A 16,224-nucleotide genomic window follows, 5' to 3' on the forward strand; every position below is an offset into this window, starting at 1 on the left:
GTTTTCCTAGGTCGATGGCGGCGATAGCTACGTTGTTCATGGCAATGATCTCCGATGAGCCCCCGGTGAAAGCTTAGTGGGCGATCACAGGGGGGAGGCGGGGGTAGCCATTTCATTAGGTCACTTGTTGAACGCACTACTGTCGTTTGACGTGATCCCTGTAGGAGCGAGGCTTGCCCGCGAAGCTTTTGGCTTCAGGCAACCCGATTCAAATCGTTATGCCGCGTCTCCTTCAGGCACAGTACTGCAATCAAACTCAGCACCGCCGCCCCCGACACATACCCGCCGACATAACTCAAACCGCCCATCGCCACCAGTTTCTGCGCAAAGAAAGGCGCCGCCGAAGCTCCGACAATGCCGCCCAGATTGTAGGCCGCCGACGCGCCGGTATAGCGCACGTGGGTCGGGAACAGCTCTGGCAGCAGCGCGCCCATCGGCGCAAACGTCACGCCCATCAGAAACAGTTCGATGCACAGGAACAGCGCCACGCCCCAGGTCGAGCCTTGCGTCAGCAGCGGCTCCATGAGGAATCCGGACAGAATCGCCAAAACGCCGCCGACGATCAGCACCGGTTTGCGTCCGAAACGATCACTGGCCCAGGCCGACAGCGGTGTCGCGGCCGCCATGAACAGCACGGCGAAACACAGCAGGCCGAGGAAGGTTTCGCGGGTGTAGCCAAGCGTCGAAACACCGTAGCTCAACGAAAACACCGTTGAGATGTAGAACAGCGCGTAACACACCACCATCGAACCGGCACCCAGCAGCATCGGCGCCCAATATTGGCTGAACAGCTCGACCAGCGGGATCTTCACCCGTTCCTGACGAGCCATGGCATTGGCGAATACCGGGGTTTCGTGGAGCTTGAGGCGCACATACAGGCCCACCATCACCAGTGCGGCACTGAGCAGGAACGGAATCCGCCAGCCCCACGAACGGAACTGCTCGTCGTTGAGGCTCATGGCCAGGGTCAGGAACAGGCCGTTGGCCGCCAGAAACCCGATCGATGGGCCGAGTTGCGGGAACATGCCGTACCACGCACGCTTGCCTTTGGGCGCGTTTTCCGTGGCCAGCAATGCGGCACCGCCCCATTCACCACCTAGCCCCAAACCTTGGCCGAAGCGCAGCACGCAAAGCAGGATCGGCGCCCAGGCGCCAATGCTGTCATAACCCGGCAACACGCCAATCAGCGTGGTACACACGCCCATCAAGAGCAGGGAAGCAACCAGTGTCGATTTACGCCCGATGCGGTCGCCGAAGTGGCCGAATAGCGCGGAGCCCAATGGTCGCGCAAGGAAGGCGATACCGAAAGTGAGGAACGCCGACAGCATCTGGGCGGTGCCGGAGGTCTGCGGAAAAAACACCGGGCCGATTACCAGCGCTGCAGCGGTGGCATAAACGTAGAAGTCATAGAACTCGATGGCCGTGCCAATGAAGCTCGCAGTGGCTACTCGGGTGGCGGAGTTGGTTGGTTGAACGGGCGCGGTGTCGCTGAACGTTGTGCTGGTCGTCATGCGGTAATCCCTGACAGTCATGGGCTCCAGTGGAGCGAATTATTAATGGTCGAATACCCAGGGATGTGGGTTCAGATACGGTCGCTGTTCAAGGTAGGAACAGTCGTCGCAGTGGTGCGGCTATTGCCGATGATCGGGCCGGAACCTGCTGCGCGCGGGGTAAGCACGTGGTTCGGCGGGGGCTTGGGTAGGCGGATTATAGGAAGGCGGCTAACGATTGAACAAGGCATGGATATTGAAAAGATCGCAGCCTCGCTTCGCTCGACAGCTCCTACAAAAAAGGAACGCACTCCAAACTGTAGGCGCTGTCGAGCGTAGCGAGGCTGCGATCTTTTAACGATCTAACGGCTAGAGGCTAGGGCAGGCACTGAGCTGGTGTGCCAGATCAACACGCGCGTGACACGATTGTCTTCCGTCTCCAGGATCTCCAGCCGATAACGCCCGATTTTCAGGCAAACCGCACTGTCTGGAATCGTTTCCAGCGCCTCGGTCACTAACCCGTTGAGGGTTTTCGGACCATCGCTGGGCAAATGCCAGCCAAGACTCTTGTTCAATTCGCGAATCGACGCCGCCCCTTCTATGACCAGGCGCCCGTCGGCCTGCGGATGAATGTGCGGATTATCCAGGCTGTGCTGGCTTTCGAATTCACCGACGATCTCTTCGAGTATGTCTTCCAGGGTCACGATGCCCAGCACTTCGCCGTATTCGTCGACCACCATGCCCAAGCGTCGCTGCTGTTTGTGAAAGTTCAGCAGTTGCAGCTGCAGCGGGGTGCTTTCCGGTACAAAGTACGGTTCGTGACTGGCGGCCAGCAGCGCTTCCCGGGTCAGGCTTGAATCCGCCAGCAAATGACGGATCTGCCGGGTGTTGAGCACCGCTTCGACCTGATTGATGTCGCTGTGGAATACCGGCAGGCGGGTACGTCTGTTGTGGCGCAGTTGTTCGATGATTTCTTCGAGGGAATCGTCCAGATTGATCCCGTCGACGTCACTGCGCGGTACCAGAATATCGTTGACGGTGATGTTATCCAGCGCATGAATACCTGACAGCGAATGCGGGCGACTGGCGGCGTGTTCATGATCGTCATGCCGATCTGCGGGTGCCTCGTCTTCGCTTTGTTGCACCACATTGATTTTGCGGGTGAAGGGTCGTATCAGCAGTTGGCTGACGGCATTGAGTAGCCAGGCAGCCGGGTAGACGATCTTCAAGGGGATGGCGAGCAGTGTATTGCCCAGGCTCAGGACCGCATCCGGATAGCGCGCGGCAAGGGTGCGCGGCAAATACTCGGCGAACACCAGCAGCACGGCGCTGGCACCCAGGCAGGCAATCCATGGACCGTTTTGTGCCCAGGTGAAAATTGCCAGCAAGGTGCTGATGACCACTACCAGCGCGCGACACAGGGTGTTGCAGAGGATCAGGCTATTGAGCGGGAAACTCAGCTTCGCCACGGGTTTGTCGCTCGAACGCGAGGCCGTGCGTTGGGCCAGCAAGTGCTTTTGTGCGATTTCGATGGCGGTGAACAGTCCCGACCATAAAATCAGCAGGGCCAGCACTGCGAGCATCGGCCCTATGGGCAAATCGTCCATTAATGCCGCCCGTCAGATATGCAGAATGTATTCGCGGACCAGCTTGCTGCCGAAATACGCCAGCATCAGCAGGCAAAAACCGGCAAGGGTCCAGCGGATGGCTTTGTGTCCGCGCCAGCCGAGGCGGTTGCGCCCCCAAAGCAGCACGCTGAACACGATCCAGGCCAGGCACGCCAGCAGGGTTTTATGCACCAGGTGCTGGGCGAACAGGTTCTCGACGAACAACCAGCCGGAAATCAGTGACAACGAAAGCAGGCTCCAGCCGGCCCAGAGGAAACCAAACAGCAGGCTTTCCATGGTTTGCAGCGGCGGGAAGTTCTTGATCAGCCCGGATGGATGCTTGTGTTTGAGCTGATGGTCTTGAACCAGCAGCAGCAAAGATTGAAACACGGCGATGGTGAACATGCCGTAAGCGAGGATCGACAAGAGGATATGGGCGAGGATGCCTGGCGCTTCGTCAATGATCTGCACCGTACCGGCGGGGGCGAACTGTGCCAGCATCACGGTGGCGGCGCCCAACGGAAACAGCAATAGCAGCAGGTTTTCCACCGGAATCCGAGAACAGGCCAGCAGCGTCAGGGCGATGACGGCTGCGGCAATCAGGCTGGCGGCGCTGAAAAAGTCCAGGGCCAGGCCGATCGGTGTCAGCAGATAGGTGACCAGGCTGGCACTGTGAGCCAGCACGGCCAGCACACCGAAGGTAACCAGCAGGCGTTTGTTCGCCTTGGCGCCGTTGGCCAGACGAGTGCCTTGATAGAGGGTCGCAGCGGCGTATAAGCAGGCGGCGGCGAGGGTGGTAAGCAAACTGGGTGACAAGGGGAGCATAAATCCTGTTAGGCAAGCCCGAAAGGCGCTGAGTTTGGCATAGAACCCACATCGCACGAAAGACCATGCAATCTGATCGCGAGGTGTCCGCCAGACGCAGTCTTCGCTATAATCCGCGACCTGCCCACGCCGCAGGCTCGCCGAGCAAATGTTTATTCCGGTCTGGGCCGCCATTATCCCGGTCTACACAGGGCCTGAAAGGATCGCGTAATGTTTGAAAACTTAACCGACCGTCTCTCGCAGACGCTGCGCCATGTCACCGGCAAGGCCAAGCTGACCGAAGACAACATCAAAGACACCTTGCGCGAAGTGCGCATGGCGCTGCTCGAAGCCGACGTCGCCTTGCCAGTGGTCAAAGACTTCGTCAACTCGGTCAAGGAGCGTGCTGTCGGCACCGAGGTGTCGCGCAGCCTGACGCCGGGCCAGGCCTTCGTGAAAATCGTCCAGGCCGAACTCGAAAACCTGATGGGCGCGGCCAACGAAGACTTGAACCTGAGCGCCGTTCCTCCTGCCGTCGTATTGATGGCCGGTTTGCAAGGTGCGGGTAAAACTACCACCGCCGGCAAACTGGCGCGCTTCCTTAAAGAGCGCAAGAAGAAGTCGGTCATGGTCGTGTCTGCGGACGTTTACCGTCCGGCGGCGATCAAGCAGCTTGAAATGCTCGCGGGTGAGGTTGGCGTCACCTTCTTCCCGTCCGACCTGAGTCAGAAGCCGGTCGACATCGCGCAAGCAGCTATCAAAGAAGCCAAACTGAAATTTATCGACGTGGTCATCGTCGATACCGCCGGTCGTTTGCACATCGATGAAGAGATGATGGGCGAGATCAAGGCGCTGCACGCCGCGATCAACCCGGTCGAAACCTTGTTCGTGGTCGATGCCATGACCGGCCAGGACGCCGCCAACACGGCCAAGGCTTTCGGCGATGCGCTGCCGCTGACCGGTGTGATCCTGACCAAGGTCGATGGTGATGCCCGTGGCGGTGCCGCGCTGTCGGTACGCGCCATCACCGGCAAGCCGATCAAGTTCATCGGTATGGGCGAGAAGACCGAAGCGCTCGACCCGTTTCACCCTGAACGTATCGCATCGCGCATCCTTGGCATGGGCGACGTGCTCAGCCTGATCGAGCAGGCTGAACAGACCCTCGATAAAGACAAGGCCGATAAACTGGCCAAGAAGCTGAAAAAGGGCAAGGGCTTCGATCTCGAAGACTTCCGCGATCAGCTGCAACAGATGAAGAACATGGGCGGCCTCGGCGGGCTCATGGACAAACTGCCGAACATGGGTGGTGTGAATCTGGCGCAAATGGGCAATGCCCAAGGCGCGGCAGAGAAACAATTCAAGCAAATGGAAGCCATCATCAACTCCATGACCCCGGCCGAGCGCCGCGACCCTGAACTGATCAGCGGTTCGCGCAAGCGCCGGATCGCCATGGGTTCCGGCACTCAGGTGCAGGACATCGGTCGCTTGATCAAGCAGCACAAGCAAATGCAGAAGATGATGAAGAAATTTTCCGCGAAAGGCGGAATGGCCAAAATGATGCGCGGCATGGGCGGTATGTTGCCCGGCGGCGGCATGCCGAAAATGTAAAGTATTCACGCAAGGGCTTGCCCTTGCATCTCCCACATGGAAGTGGGATCTCCAGCAAACCCGCACTTGGCGGGAGCTGACTGGCCGTTTTCAACGACGGCTCTATAGCAAATCTGGATGGCGACCGATAGGCCGCCGGAAAAAGACATTTGCAAAAGTCCGGATATTCCTTAGAATATGCGGCCTTTCGGGCACCTATGCCCGCTGTGCCTTTAGATTTGCAGCACCGACTACAGGAACGATGTTCACATGCTAACAATCCGTCTTGCCCTTGGCGGCTCCAAAAAGCGCCCGTTTTACCACTTGACCGTAACCGACAGCCGCAACCCGCGCGACGGTTCGCACAAGGAACAGGTTGGTTTCTTCAACCCTGTTGCTCGTGGTCAAGAAGTTCGTCTGTCCGTGAACCAAGAGCGCGTAGCCTACTGGCTGAGCGTTGGTGCACAACCTTCTGAGCGCGTTGCTCAGTTGTTGAAGGAATCTGCCAAGGCTGCGGCCTGAGCAATATGAACGCGACGCCAGCTGTTGCCGATGATTTGATCGTTGTTGGCAAAATTTATTCTGTTCATGGCGTTCGCGGCGAAGTGAAGGTGTATTCCTTTACTGATCCGACTGAAAACCTGTTGCAGTACAAAACCTGGACGCTCAAGCGCGAAGGTAGTGTGAAACAGGTCGAGCTGGTCAGTGGACGTGGGAGCGACAAGTTCCTGGTCGCAAAGCTCAAGGGTCTTGATGATCGTGAAGAAGCGCGTCTTCTGGCTGGTTATGAGATCTGCGTGCCGCGCAGCCTGTTCCCTGAATTGACCGACGGCGAGTACTACTGGTACCAGCTGGAAGGTCTGAAGGTTATTGATCAACTCGGGCAATTGCTCGGAAAAATCGATCATCTTCTGGAAACCGGCGCCAATGATGTAATGGTGGTCAAGCCTTGCGCTGGCAGCCTGGATGATCGCGAACGCCTGTTGCCCTATACGGAGCAATGCGTGTTGGCTGTCGACCTTGCCGCAGGCGAGATGAAGGTGGAATGGGATGCGGACTTCTAAACGTGGCTAACTTGCGCGTAGAAGTGATCAGTTTGTTTCCCGAGATGTTCTCCGCCATCAGCGAGTACGGCATCACCAGTCGGGCGGTGAAACAGGGGCTGTTGCAGCTCACTTGTTGGAATCCGCGAGACTACACGACGGATCGACATCACACTGTGGACGATCGCCCATTTGGCGGTGGTCCGGGCATGGTGATGAAGATCAAACCCCTGGAAGACGCTCTGGTTCAGGCCAAGGCAGCAGCCGGGGAGGCGGCGAAGGTAATTTACCTGTCCCCCCAAGGCCGTCAACTGACTCAGTCGGCGGTACGCGAGTTGGCGAATCTGGATGCATTGATCCTGATTGCCGGCCGCTATGAAGGCATTGACGAGCGTTTTATTGATGCTCATGTCGATGAAGAGTGGTCGATTGGCGACTATGTACTGTCTGGCGGCGAGCTGCCGGCGATGGTCCTGATCGATGCGGTTACACGACTGCTGCCTGGAGCTTTAGGGCATGCGGACTCCGCCGAGGAAGATTCCTTTACGGATGGTTTGCTGGATTGCCCGCACTACACCCGACCGGAGGTGTATGCGGATCAGCGTGTTCCCGACGTATTGCTAAGTGGCAATCACGCGCACATCCGGCGTTGGCGTTTACAGCAGTCCCTTGGTAGGACCTTTGAACGACGCGCCGATCTTCTGGAAAGCCGCTCGCTTTCTGGAGAAGAGAAGAAGCTGCTCGAGGAATATATCCGCGAGCGGGACGATAGTTAACAACGTATCGATGGTAGATCCGACGATTTACCTTAGGAGCACAGCATGACTAACAAAATCATCCTTGCACTCGAAGCAGAGCAGATGACCAAAGAGATCCCTACCTTTGCCCCGGGCGACACCATTGTCGTTCAGGTGAAAGTGAAGGAAGGTGATCGTTCGCGTCTGCAGGCGTTCGAAGGCGTAGTTATCGCCAAGCGTAACCGCGGCGTAAACAGTGCTTTCACCGTTCGTAAAATCTCCAACGGTGTTGGCGTAGAGCGTACTTTCCAGACCTACAGCCCGCAAATCGACAGCATGGCTGTCAAGCGTCGCGGTGACGTACGTAAAGCCAAGCTGTACTACCTGCGTGACCTGTCCGGTAAAGCAGCTCGCATCAAGGAAAAACTGGCTTAAGTCCAGCTTCCGATGCCGAATTGCCAGCCTGTTCAGGCTGGTGATCCAAGAAAATGCCTCGTATCGAAAGATGCGGGGCATTTTTCGTTATGGCGCCTATAAATCACAACGGCGATGCGCTCTGTAGCAGCTGCTACAGCTGAGCGCGGCTGCTATGGATCGCGTTGCGGCTTGAGTTGGTGGTATTTAGTTCGCGCAAAAGCAAACGCCCCGAACAAGTCGGGGCGTTTGCTTGAGGTGTTGCGGCTTTTTAAGCGGGGGTGTTTAGCGCTTCAGCGACGCTGGCAGGTGTGGCTGGATCGCCGTCAATACTGCCTTGAAGCACTTGGTGTTGCCGGCGACGATATGGCCTTTCTCAAGGAAGTCGTGACCGCCGGTGAAGTCGCTCACCAAGCCGCCGGCTTCCTGGATCAGCAGGGCGCCTGCAGCCATGTCCCATTCCGACAGGCCTGATTCCCAGAATGCATCGAAACGGCCGGCAGCCACGTAGGCCAGGTCCAGGCTCGCTGCGCCAGCGCGGCGGATGCCGGCGGTCTGGCCTACCAGTGCGCGGAACATGCCCAGGTAGTTGTCGAGGTTGTCCATCTGCTCATCGCGGAACGGGAAGCCGGTACCCAGCAGGGCGCCGTCCAGGCTGGTGCGACCGCTGACGCGCAGGCGACGACCGTTCAGTTGGGCGCCGCGACCACGGCTGGCGGTGAATTCTTCCTGGCGAACCGGGTCCAGGACAACGGCGTGCTCCAGACGACCGCGGTATTTGCAGGCGATGCTGACAGCGAAATGCGGAATGCCGCGCAGGAAGTTGGTGGTGCCATCCAGCGGATCGATGATCCACAGGTATTCTTCGCCTTCGATGCCGCTCCCGGCGTGCATGCCGGTTTCTTCGCCCATGATCGAGTGATTAGGGTAGGCCTTGCGCAGTGCATCGACGATTTTCTGTTCGGCGGCGCGATCCACCTCGGATACGTAATCCTTGGCGTCTTTTTCGTCGACCTTGATGGTATCCAGGCGCTCGATGGAGCGGAAAATCAATTCACTGGCGCTGCGGGCGGCGCGCAGCGCGATATTCAGCATGGGCTGCATGGATGTGTCACCTAAGGTTGTTAAAGAAAGCCGGGCATTCTATCAGAAAGTTTCTACAGGAGAAGGTCGGCGTTCGCTTTCATGGCTTAACGGTATATCTCGACTCGCAAATACGTTCATATTCTGGAGAAGTGGCCGCGTATCAATGCCGACATTGAGCGTCGTCGAAAGTGAACAGCTATTTTTGAGGCGGGACATTCTGAGGCGCTGTAAGATTCCGCTCCCGATAATGTGTTCGAGAGCGCTTCCCTTGCTGCAAAACATTCGTGTCGTTCTGGTCAATACCAGTCACCCCGGCAATATTGGTGGGGCTGCGCGTGCCATGAAGAACATGGGCCTGTCACGGCTGGTGTTGGTCGAGCCGCGGCTGTTCCCGCATCACGAAGCCGATGCGCGTGCATCCGGGGCCGGTGACATCCTTGAAAATGCCCAGGTCGTCGCCACTCTGGAAGATGCTTTGGTCGGCTGCAATCTGGTGCTCGGTACCAGCGCCCGGGATCGTCGTATTCCCTGGCCGTTGCTCGATCCCCGCGAATGCGGTGTGAAGGTGGTCGAAGAGGCGGAGCAAGGTGCCGAGATTGCATTGGTTTTTGGTCGTGAAGACTCCGGCCTGACCAATGAAGAGCTGCAGCGATGTCATTATCACGTGCATATCCCGTCAGACCCTGAGTTCAGTTCGCTGAACCTCGGGGCGGCGGTGCAAGTGTTGAGCTATGAAGTGCGTATGGCCTGGCTGGCGGCTCATGGTCAGCCGAGCAAGGTCGAGAAGGAGGAAGTGGCGTCCACCAAAAGTGGTGAGCTGGCGACCATGGATGAGCTGGAGCGATTCTATGAACACCTGGAGCAAACCCTGGTGGCCATCGAATTCCTCGACCCGGAAAAGCCACGGCACTTGATGGCGCGCCTGCGCCGGTTGTACGGACGCAGCTCGGTGAGCCGGGCGGAAATGAATATATTGCGTGGCATCCTCACGGAAACCCAGAAAGCGGCCCGTGGCGAGCTTCTAAAGCGGAAGGATTAATGATGTTCGAGCGTTTGCGTGAAGATATCCAGAGTGTTTTCCATCGTGACCCGGCGGCACGCAATGCTTTCGAGGTTCTGACGTGCTACCCGGGCATGCATGCCATCTGGATCCATCGCCTGTCGTCGGCGTTGTGGGGGATGGGCTGGAAATGGCTGGCGCGGCTGGTATCGAATTTCGGCCGCTGGTTGACCGGAATCGAAATTCATCCGGGGGCCAAGGTCGGTCGTCGCTTCTTTATCGACCATGGCATGGGCATTGTTATCGGTGAGACCGCCGAGATCGGCAACGACGTCACCCTGTATCAAGGTGTGACCCTTGGCGGCACCAGCTGGAATAAAGGCAAGCGTCATCCGACTCTGGAAGATGGTGTGGTGGTCGGGGCGGGCGCCAAGGTGCTCGGCCCGTTTACGGTGGGCGCCGGGGCCAAAGTGGGCTCTAATGCCGTGGTCACCAAGGCGGTTCCACCTGGAGCGACGGTGGTGGGGATTCCGGGACGGATCATCGTCAAGTCCGATGATGAGCAGGATGCCAAGCGCAAGGCCATGGCCGAGAAAATCGGCTTCGATGCTTATGGTGTTGGTGAAGACATGCCGGATCCTGTGGCTCGCGCCATCAATCAGTTGCTCGATCATCTGCAGGCTGTAGACGGTCGGCTTGAAGGAATGTGCGGGGCGCTGAAAGATCTGGGTAGCAATTACTGTGCGAAAGATCTGCCTCAACTGCGCGAAGAAGACTTCGCCTGCGTAAAAGACAAGGATCAGAGTCAGGCGTAGGAACTGCCGCAGGCTGCGATCTTTTGATCTTTGCTTTAGAAGGACAAAATCAAAAAAATCGCAGCCTGCGGCAGCTCCTGCAGGTCGTATTCAGATAATGGCGGCGCGCTCATCGGTGTGCCATTGCGCTGTAGACCCTGTTATGATGCGCGCGCTCTTTTGCGGGTAAACCTGACTAAAGCACTAGGTCTTATAGTTGACTTAAATACTCGGGAATTGCATACTCGCCCCATTCCGAATTCCGTGGTAATTGTCCATGCGACTGACTACAAAAGGCCGATACGCCGTGACCGCCATGCTTGACCTGGCGTTGCACGCGCAGCACGGGCCGGTGTCCCTGGCCGATATCTCCGAGCGCCAAGGCATTTCCCTGTCCTACCTCGAGCAGCTTTTTGCCAAATTGCGCCGCAGCAATCTGGTGTCAAGTGTTCGCGGTCCAGGCGGTGGTTACCAGCTGTCCCGCGACATGCAGGGCATTCAGGTCGCCCAGGTAATCGATGCGGTCAACGAATCGGTCGATGCAACCAAATGCCAGGGCCAAGGCGATTGCCATTCCGGCGATACCTGTCTGACCCACCACTTGTGGTGCGATCTGAGCCTGCAGATTCACGAATTTCTGAGCGGTATCAGCTTGGCTGATCTTGTAACTCGCCGTGAGGTGCAAGAAGTAGCCCAGCGTCAGGATCAGCGTCGTTGCAACAGCAAGGCGCCACGCCTGGACAAGATTGAAGCGTCCGCCGTCGAATAACAGCCAAAGAGCTAGCGGCACGCCAGCCAGCCTGATTTAGGAGATAGTCCATGAAATTGCCGATTTACCTTGATTACTCTGCGACGACCCCGGTTGATCCACGTGTCGCGCAAAAGATGAGTGAATGCCTGCTGGTCGACGGAAACTTCGGTAACCCGGCGTCCCGTTCCCACGTATTCGGCTGGAAAGCTGAAGAGTCCGTCGAGAACGCTCGTCGTCAGGTCGCTGACCTGGTCAATGCCGACCCGCGTGAAATCGTCTGGACCTCCGGTGCCACCGAGTCCGACAACCTGGCAATCAAGGGTGCGGCGCATTTCTACTCCACCAAAGGCAAGCACCTGATCACCACCAAGATTGAGCACAAGGCTGTCCTCGACACCATGCGCCAACTGGAGCGTGAAGGTTTCGAAGTGACCTACCTCGATCCTCGCGAAGATGGTCTGGTCACTCCAGAGATGGTCGAAGCGGCCCTGCGCGATGACACCATCCTGGTGTCGGTCATGCACGTGAACAACGAAATCGGCACCATCAACGACATCGCCGCCATCGGCGAACTGTGCCGCTCCAAGGGAATCCTGTTCCACGTCGATGCTGCTCAGTCCACCGGCAAGGTCGAGATCGACCTGTCGAAACTGAAAGTCGACCTGATGTCGTTCTCTGCCCACAAAACCTATGGCCCCAAGGGCATCGGCGCGCTGTACGTCAGCCGCAAGCCGCGTGTTCGCATCGAAGCGACCATGCATGGCGGCGGTCACGAGCGCGGCATGCGTTCCGGTACCCTGGCGACCCACCAGATTGTTGGCATGGGCGAAGCTTTCCGTGTGGCCAAGGAAGACATGGCTGCCGAGAACGTGCGCATCAAGGCCCTGAGCGACCGATTCTTCAAGCAGGTCGAAGGCCTGGAAGAGCTGTACGTCAACGGCAGCATGACCGCCCGCGTACCGCACAACCTGAACCTGAGCTTCAACTACGTTGAAGGCGAGTCGCTGATCATGGCGCTCAAGGATCTGGCTGTTTCATCCGGTTCGGCCTGCACCTCGGCGTCGCTTGAGCCTTCGTACGTACTGCGCGCCCTGGGCCGCAACGACGAACTGGCACACAGCTCGATTCGCTTCACCTTCGGCCGATTCACCACCGAAGAAGAAATCGACTACGCCGCGCAGAAAGTCTGCGAGGCCGTTACCAAGCTGCGCACCCTGTCGCCGCTGTGGGACATGTACAAAGACGGCGTCGACATTTCGAAAATCGAGTGGGCGGCACACTGATATTCAAGTCGCCGCAACCGGGCCCTGTGAATCCACGATTTGCAGGGCTTCAAGAGCGACTCCTGATGAGTGAGGATTAAGAATCATGGCTTACAGCGAAAAGGTCATCGACCACTACGAGAACCCGCGCAACGTCGGCAAGATGGACGCGGAAGATCCTGATGTCGGCACCGGCATGGTCGGCGCTCCGGCGTGCGGCGATGTAATGCGCCTGCAAATCAAGGTCAACGAACAAGGTGTCATCGAAGACGCCAAGTTCAAGACCTACGGTTGCGGTTCGGCGATCGCCTCCAGCTCCCTGGCGACCGAATGGATGAAAGGCAAGACTCTGGATGAAGCAGAGACCATCAAGAACACTCAGCTGGCCGAAGAACTGGCTCTGCCGCCAGTGAAAATTCACTGCTCGGTACTTGCTGAAGACGCTATCAAAGCGGCCGTTCGCGATTACAAGCAGAAGAAAGGCTTGATCTGACTTTCAAGATTTGGCGACGAGTAAGGAGTCACCGATGGCTATCAGCATGACAGAAGCGGCTGCTCAACACGTGCGACGCTCCCTCAACGGGCGCGGCAAAGGTGAAGGGATTCGTCTGGGTGTTCGCACCACAGGCTGTTCCGGCCTTGCCTACGTGCTGGAGTTTGTCGACGAGGTGGTGGCAGAGGATACGGTGTTCGAAAGTCACGGCGAAAAAGTGATCATCGACCCGAAAAGCCTCGCTTACCTGGACGGCACCGAACTCGATTTCGTCAAGGAAGGGTTGAACGAAGGCTTCAAGTTCAACAATCCCAACGTTCGCGGTGAATGTGGCTGCGGCGAAAGCTTCAACATCTGAGGCTGCTCGTGGGTACTCCTTGTCATTTCGCTTTATTTGAGCTGAAACCGAGCTTCCGTCTGGATCTCGATCAGTTGGCCACGCGCTACCGAGAGTTGGCGCGCGGTGTTCATCCGGACCGCTTTGCCGACGCTTCCGAGCGTGAGCAGCGGCTGGCGCTCGAGCAATCCGCGAGCCTCAACGAGGCCTACCAAACGCTCAAAAGCCCCCCAAAACGCGCGCGATACTTGCTTGCGTTGAGTGGTGGCGAGTTGCCGCTGGAGGTCACGGTGCATGATCCGGAGTTTCTTCTGCAGCAGATGGAATTGCGTGAAGAGCTCGAAGATCTGCAAGACAGCGCCGACCTGGCCGGCATTGCCGTGTTCAAGCGCCGCTTGAAGATCGCGCAGGATGAACTGAACGAAAGCTTCGCAGCCTGTTGGGATGATGCAGCGCAACGTGAACGGGCCGAACGCCTGATGCGGCGTATGCAGTTTCTCGACAAGCTCACCTACGAAGTGCGCCAGTTAGAAGAGCGCCTCGACGATTAACCCAGTGCCGCTCCGGTCGCACGCCTGATATACAGATAAGTCCTGATCACGATGGCCCTACTGCAGATCGCCGAACCCGGCCAAAGTCCTCAACCGCACCAGCGTCGTCTGGCTGTGGGGATTGACTTGGGTACTACCAATTCGCTGGTCGCTGCGTTGCGCAGTGGTCTTTCCGAACCTCTGGCCGACGCACAAGGGCAGGTCATCCTGCCATCTGCGGTGCGCTATCACCCCGATCGTGTCGAAGTTGGCGAGTCGGCCAAACTGGCTGCCGCGTCCGATCCTTTGAATACGGTGCTGTCGGTCAAGCGCTTGATGGGTCGTGGTCTGTCCGACGTCAAGCAATTGGGCGATCAACTGCCGTACCGTTTTGTCGATGGCGAGTCGCACATGCCGTTCATCGATACGGTGCAAGGCCCGAAAAGCCCGGTCGAAGTTTCCGCCGATATCCTCAAGGTGCTGCGTCAGCGTGCTGAAGCGACCTTGGGTGGCGAGCTGGTTGGCGCGGTGATCACCGTTCCGGCCTATTTCGATGATGCTCAGCGTCAAGCCACCAAGGATGCGGCCCGGCTGGCCGGCCTGAACGTGCTGCGTTTGCTTAATGAGCCAACCGCCGCCGCTGTGGCTTACGGCCTGGATCAACACGCTGAAGGTCTGGTCGCGATTTATGATCTGGGTGGCGGTACGTTCGATATTTCTATTTTGCGCCTGACTGGCGGTGTGTTCGAAGTGCTGGCCACCGGCGGCGACAGCGCGCTGGGCGGCGATGACTTCGACCATGCAATCGCTGGCTGGATCATCGAGAATGCCGGTCTGTCGGCCGACCTTGATCCGGGTGCGCAACGTAATCTGCTGCAAACCGCGTGTGCGGCTAAAGAAGCCTTGACCCAGTCCTCGTCCATTGAAATTGCTTATGGCGACTGGAAGGCCGAGCTGACCCGTGACGCCTTCAATGCGTTGATCGAGCCGATGGTCGCTCGCAGCCTGAAAGCCTGCCGTCGCGCGGTGCGTGATTCCGGTATCGAGCTGGAAGACGTTCACGCTGTGGTCATGGTCGGCGGCTCGACGCGTGTGCCTCGCGTCCGTGAAGCTGTTGCGCAGGCCTTCGGTCGCGAACCGCTGACCGAAATCGATCCGGATCAGGTCGTGGCCATCGGTGCCGCGATCCAGGCCGATACCCTGGCCGGCAACAAACGGGACGGTGGCGAACTGCTGTTGCTGGACGTGATTCCTTTGTCCCTGGGGCTGGAAACCATGGGCGGTCTGATGGAGAAGGTGATTCCGCGCAACACCACCATCCCCGTCGCCCGGGCCCAGGACTTCACCACGTATAAAGATGGCCAGTCAGCCATGGCGATCCACGTGTTGCAGGGCGAGCGCGAGTTGATCAGCGACTGCCGCTCCCTGGCGCGTTTCGAATTGCGCGGTATTCCGGCGATGGTGGCCGGTGCGGCGAAGATTCGCGTGACCTTCCAGGTCGACGCCGACGGTCTGCTCAATGTCTCGGCCCGCGAATTGGGTTCAGGCGTCGAAGCCAGCATCCAGGTCAAACCGTCCTACGGCCTGACCGACGGCGAAATCGCCAAAATGCTTAAAGATTCGTTCCAGCACGCCAACGACGACAAAGTCGCGCGTGTATTACGTGAGCAGCAGGTCGATGCCCAGCGCTTGATCGAGGCGGTGCAGGGCGCTCTGGACGTTGACGGCGAACGCCTGCTCGACGCTGAAGAGCGCATGGTCATTGAATTGCAGATGCAGGAACTGACCGAATTGATGAAAGGCACCGATGGTTACGCCATCGAGCAGCAGACCAAACGTCTGTCGCAAGTGACCGATGCCTTTGCTGCCCGCCGCCTGGACTCGACGGTGAAAGCCGCTCTGGCGGGACGCAACCTGAATGAAATCGAGGATAACTGATGCCGCAGGTCATTTTTCTGCCACACGAGAAGTTCTGCCCGGAAGGCATGGTTGTAGAGGCTGAGCCCGGTATTTCCATTCTCGAACTGGCCCATGAACACCATATCGAGATGGAAAGCGCCTGTGGCGGCGTCTGCGCCTGCACCACTTGTCACTGCATTGTTCGCGAAGGCTTCGATTCGCTGGAAGAAGCCGATGAGCTGGAAGAAGACTTTCTTGATCGGGCTTGGGGGCTGGAAGCGCAATCTCGTCTAGCCTGTCAGGCGATCGTCGGAACAGAAGACCTGACGATCGAAATTCCGAAATACTCGCTCAACCATGCAGCCGAAGCGCCGCACTGATTCAAGGAAT

The 16,224-nt window shown here is 58.0% G+C and carries 18 protein-coding genes; 14 read left to right on the forward strand and 4 right to left on the reverse strand.

Translation table 11 applies throughout. The features are described 5' to 3' along the window. Window positions 1–194: 194 nt before the first annotated feature. The 3 genes from FHW68_RS22750 to FHW68_RS22760 form a co-directional block, all read right to left on the reverse strand. Complete coding sequence (locus FHW68_RS22750) at window positions 195–1,511, reverse strand: MFS transporter (RefSeq protein WP_095632468.1); 1,317 nt, start codon at window positions 1,509–1,511, stop codon at window positions 195–197. A 341-nt stretch (window positions 1,512–1,852) separates the two neighbouring features. Next, complete coding sequence (locus FHW68_RS22755; RefSeq protein ID WP_095632466.1) at window positions 1,853–3,097, reverse strand: HlyC/CorC family transporter; 1,245 nt, start codon at window positions 3,095–3,097, stop codon at window positions 1,853–1,855. A 12-nt stretch (window positions 3,098–3,109) separates the two neighbouring features. Continuing rightward, the gene (locus FHW68_RS22760) at window positions 3,110–3,922 is read right to left on the reverse strand and encodes an inner membrane protein YpjD (RefSeq protein ID WP_183683204.1); all 813 of its coding nucleotides are present in this window, start codon (window positions 3,920–3,922) and stop codon (window positions 3,110–3,112) included. Between the two features lie 210 nt (window positions 3,923–4,132). Here FHW68_RS22760 and ffh point away from each other — a divergent pair, with 210 nt between their 5' ends. The 5 genes from ffh to rplS all read left to right on the forward strand — a co-directional run bounded on the left by ffh (window position 4,133) and on the right by rplS (window position 7,703). Further along, window positions 4,133–5,509: a signal recognition particle protein gene (ffh, locus tag FHW68_RS22765; RefSeq protein ID WP_095632464.1), complete on the forward strand. Its 1,377-nt coding sequence runs from the start codon at window positions 4,133–4,135 to the stop codon at window positions 5,507–5,509. A gap of 249 nt (window positions 5,510–5,758) precedes the next feature. Further along, the gene (gene rpsP / locus FHW68_RS22770) at window positions 5,759–6,010 is read left to right on the forward strand and encodes a 30S ribosomal protein S16 (protein WP_003198088.1); all 252 of its coding nucleotides are present in this window, start codon (window positions 5,759–5,761) and stop codon (window positions 6,008–6,010) included. A gap of 5 nt (window positions 6,011–6,015) precedes the next feature. Further along, the gene (gene rimM / locus FHW68_RS22775; RefSeq protein ID WP_095632463.1) at window positions 6,016–6,552 is read left to right on the forward strand and encodes a ribosome maturation factor RimM; all 537 of its coding nucleotides are present in this window, start codon (window positions 6,016–6,018) and stop codon (window positions 6,550–6,552) included. Beyond that, window positions 6,534–7,307: a tRNA (guanosine(37)-N1)-methyltransferase TrmD gene (gene trmD / locus FHW68_RS22780; protein WP_173667518.1), complete on the forward strand. Its 774-nt coding sequence runs from the start codon at window positions 6,534–6,536 to the stop codon at window positions 7,305–7,307. Before rimM ends, trmD begins: the two co-directional genes overlap by 19 nt. A 45-nt stretch (window positions 7,308–7,352) precedes the next feature. Then, window positions 7,353–7,703 carry a 50S ribosomal protein L19 gene (gene rplS, locus FHW68_RS22785; RefSeq protein WP_003175895.1) on the forward strand — a complete coding sequence of 117 codons (351 nt, stop codon included), beginning with the start codon at window positions 7,353–7,355 and terminating at the stop codon, window positions 7,701–7,703. Window positions 7,704–7,967: 264 nt separating this feature from the next. On the opposite strand, the gene suhB is transcribed toward rplS, so the two are convergent. Next, on the reverse strand, window positions 7,968–8,786 hold the full coding sequence (suhB, locus tag FHW68_RS22790) for an inositol-phosphate phosphatase (RefSeq protein ID WP_095632461.1): 819 nt from the start codon (window positions 8,784–8,786) through the stop codon (window positions 7,968–7,970). 250 nt (window positions 8,787–9,036) lie between these two features. Between suhB and trmJ the strand changes: the two genes are divergently transcribed. The 9 genes from trmJ to fdx all read left to right on the forward strand — a co-directional run bounded on the left by trmJ (window position 9,037) and on the right by fdx (window position 16,214). Beyond that, complete coding sequence (gene trmJ, locus FHW68_RS22795; protein ID WP_095632460.1) at window positions 9,037–9,807, forward strand: tRNA (cytosine(32)/uridine(32)-2'-O)-methyltransferase TrmJ; 771 nt, start codon at window positions 9,037–9,039, stop codon at window positions 9,805–9,807. Window positions 9,808–9,809: 2 nt separating this feature from the next. Continuing rightward, window positions 9,810–10,583: a serine O-acetyltransferase gene (gene cysE, locus FHW68_RS22800; RefSeq protein ID WP_095632459.1), complete on the forward strand. Its 774-nt coding sequence runs from the start codon at window positions 9,810–9,812 to the stop codon at window positions 10,581–10,583. Window positions 10,584–10,839: 256 nt separating this feature from the next. Continuing rightward, entirely contained in the window at window positions 10,840–11,331 is a 492-nt protein-coding gene (iscR, locus tag FHW68_RS22805; protein ID WP_003227911.1) for a Fe-S cluster assembly transcriptional regulator IscR, read from the forward strand. Window positions 11,332–11,381: 50 nt separating this feature from the next. Then, window positions 11,382–12,596 carry an IscS subfamily cysteine desulfurase gene (locus FHW68_RS22810; RefSeq protein WP_095632458.1) on the forward strand — a complete coding sequence of 405 codons (1,215 nt, stop codon included), beginning with the start codon at window positions 11,382–11,384 and terminating at the stop codon, window positions 12,594–12,596. An 85-nt stretch (window positions 12,597–12,681) separates the two neighbouring features. Beyond that, entirely contained in the window at window positions 12,682–13,068 is a 387-nt protein-coding gene (iscU, locus tag FHW68_RS22815) for a Fe-S cluster assembly scaffold IscU (RefSeq protein ID WP_027619655.1), read from the forward strand. Between the two features lie 34 nt (window positions 13,069–13,102). Continuing rightward, a complete protein-coding gene (iscA, locus tag FHW68_RS22820) occupies window positions 13,103–13,426 on the forward strand; it encodes an iron-sulfur cluster assembly protein IscA (RefSeq protein ID WP_095632457.1) in 324 nt (107 codons plus the stop codon). Window positions 13,427–13,434: 8 nt separating this feature from the next. Continuing rightward, window positions 13,435–13,956: a co-chaperone HscB gene (hscB, locus tag FHW68_RS22825; protein ID WP_095632456.1), complete on the forward strand. Its 522-nt coding sequence runs from the start codon at window positions 13,435–13,437 to the stop codon at window positions 13,954–13,956. Between the two features lie 51 nt (window positions 13,957–14,007). Continuing rightward, on the forward strand, window positions 14,008–15,873 hold the full coding sequence (hscA, locus tag FHW68_RS22830; RefSeq protein ID WP_183683206.1) for a Fe-S protein assembly chaperone HscA: 1,866 nt from the start codon (window positions 14,008–14,010) through the stop codon (window positions 15,871–15,873). Further along, the gene (gene fdx, locus FHW68_RS22835; RefSeq protein WP_007903596.1) at window positions 15,873–16,214 is read left to right on the forward strand and encodes an ISC system 2Fe-2S type ferredoxin; all 342 of its coding nucleotides are present in this window, start codon (window positions 15,873–15,875) and stop codon (window positions 16,212–16,214) included. Before hscA ends, fdx begins: the two co-directional genes overlap by 1 nt. Window positions 16,215–16,224 lie beyond the last annotated feature (10 nt).

It is taken from the genome of Pseudomonas sp. Tn43, assembly GCF_014192635.1.
Lineage (GTDB): Bacteria > Pseudomonadota > Gammaproteobacteria > Pseudomonadales > Pseudomonadaceae > Aquipseudomonas.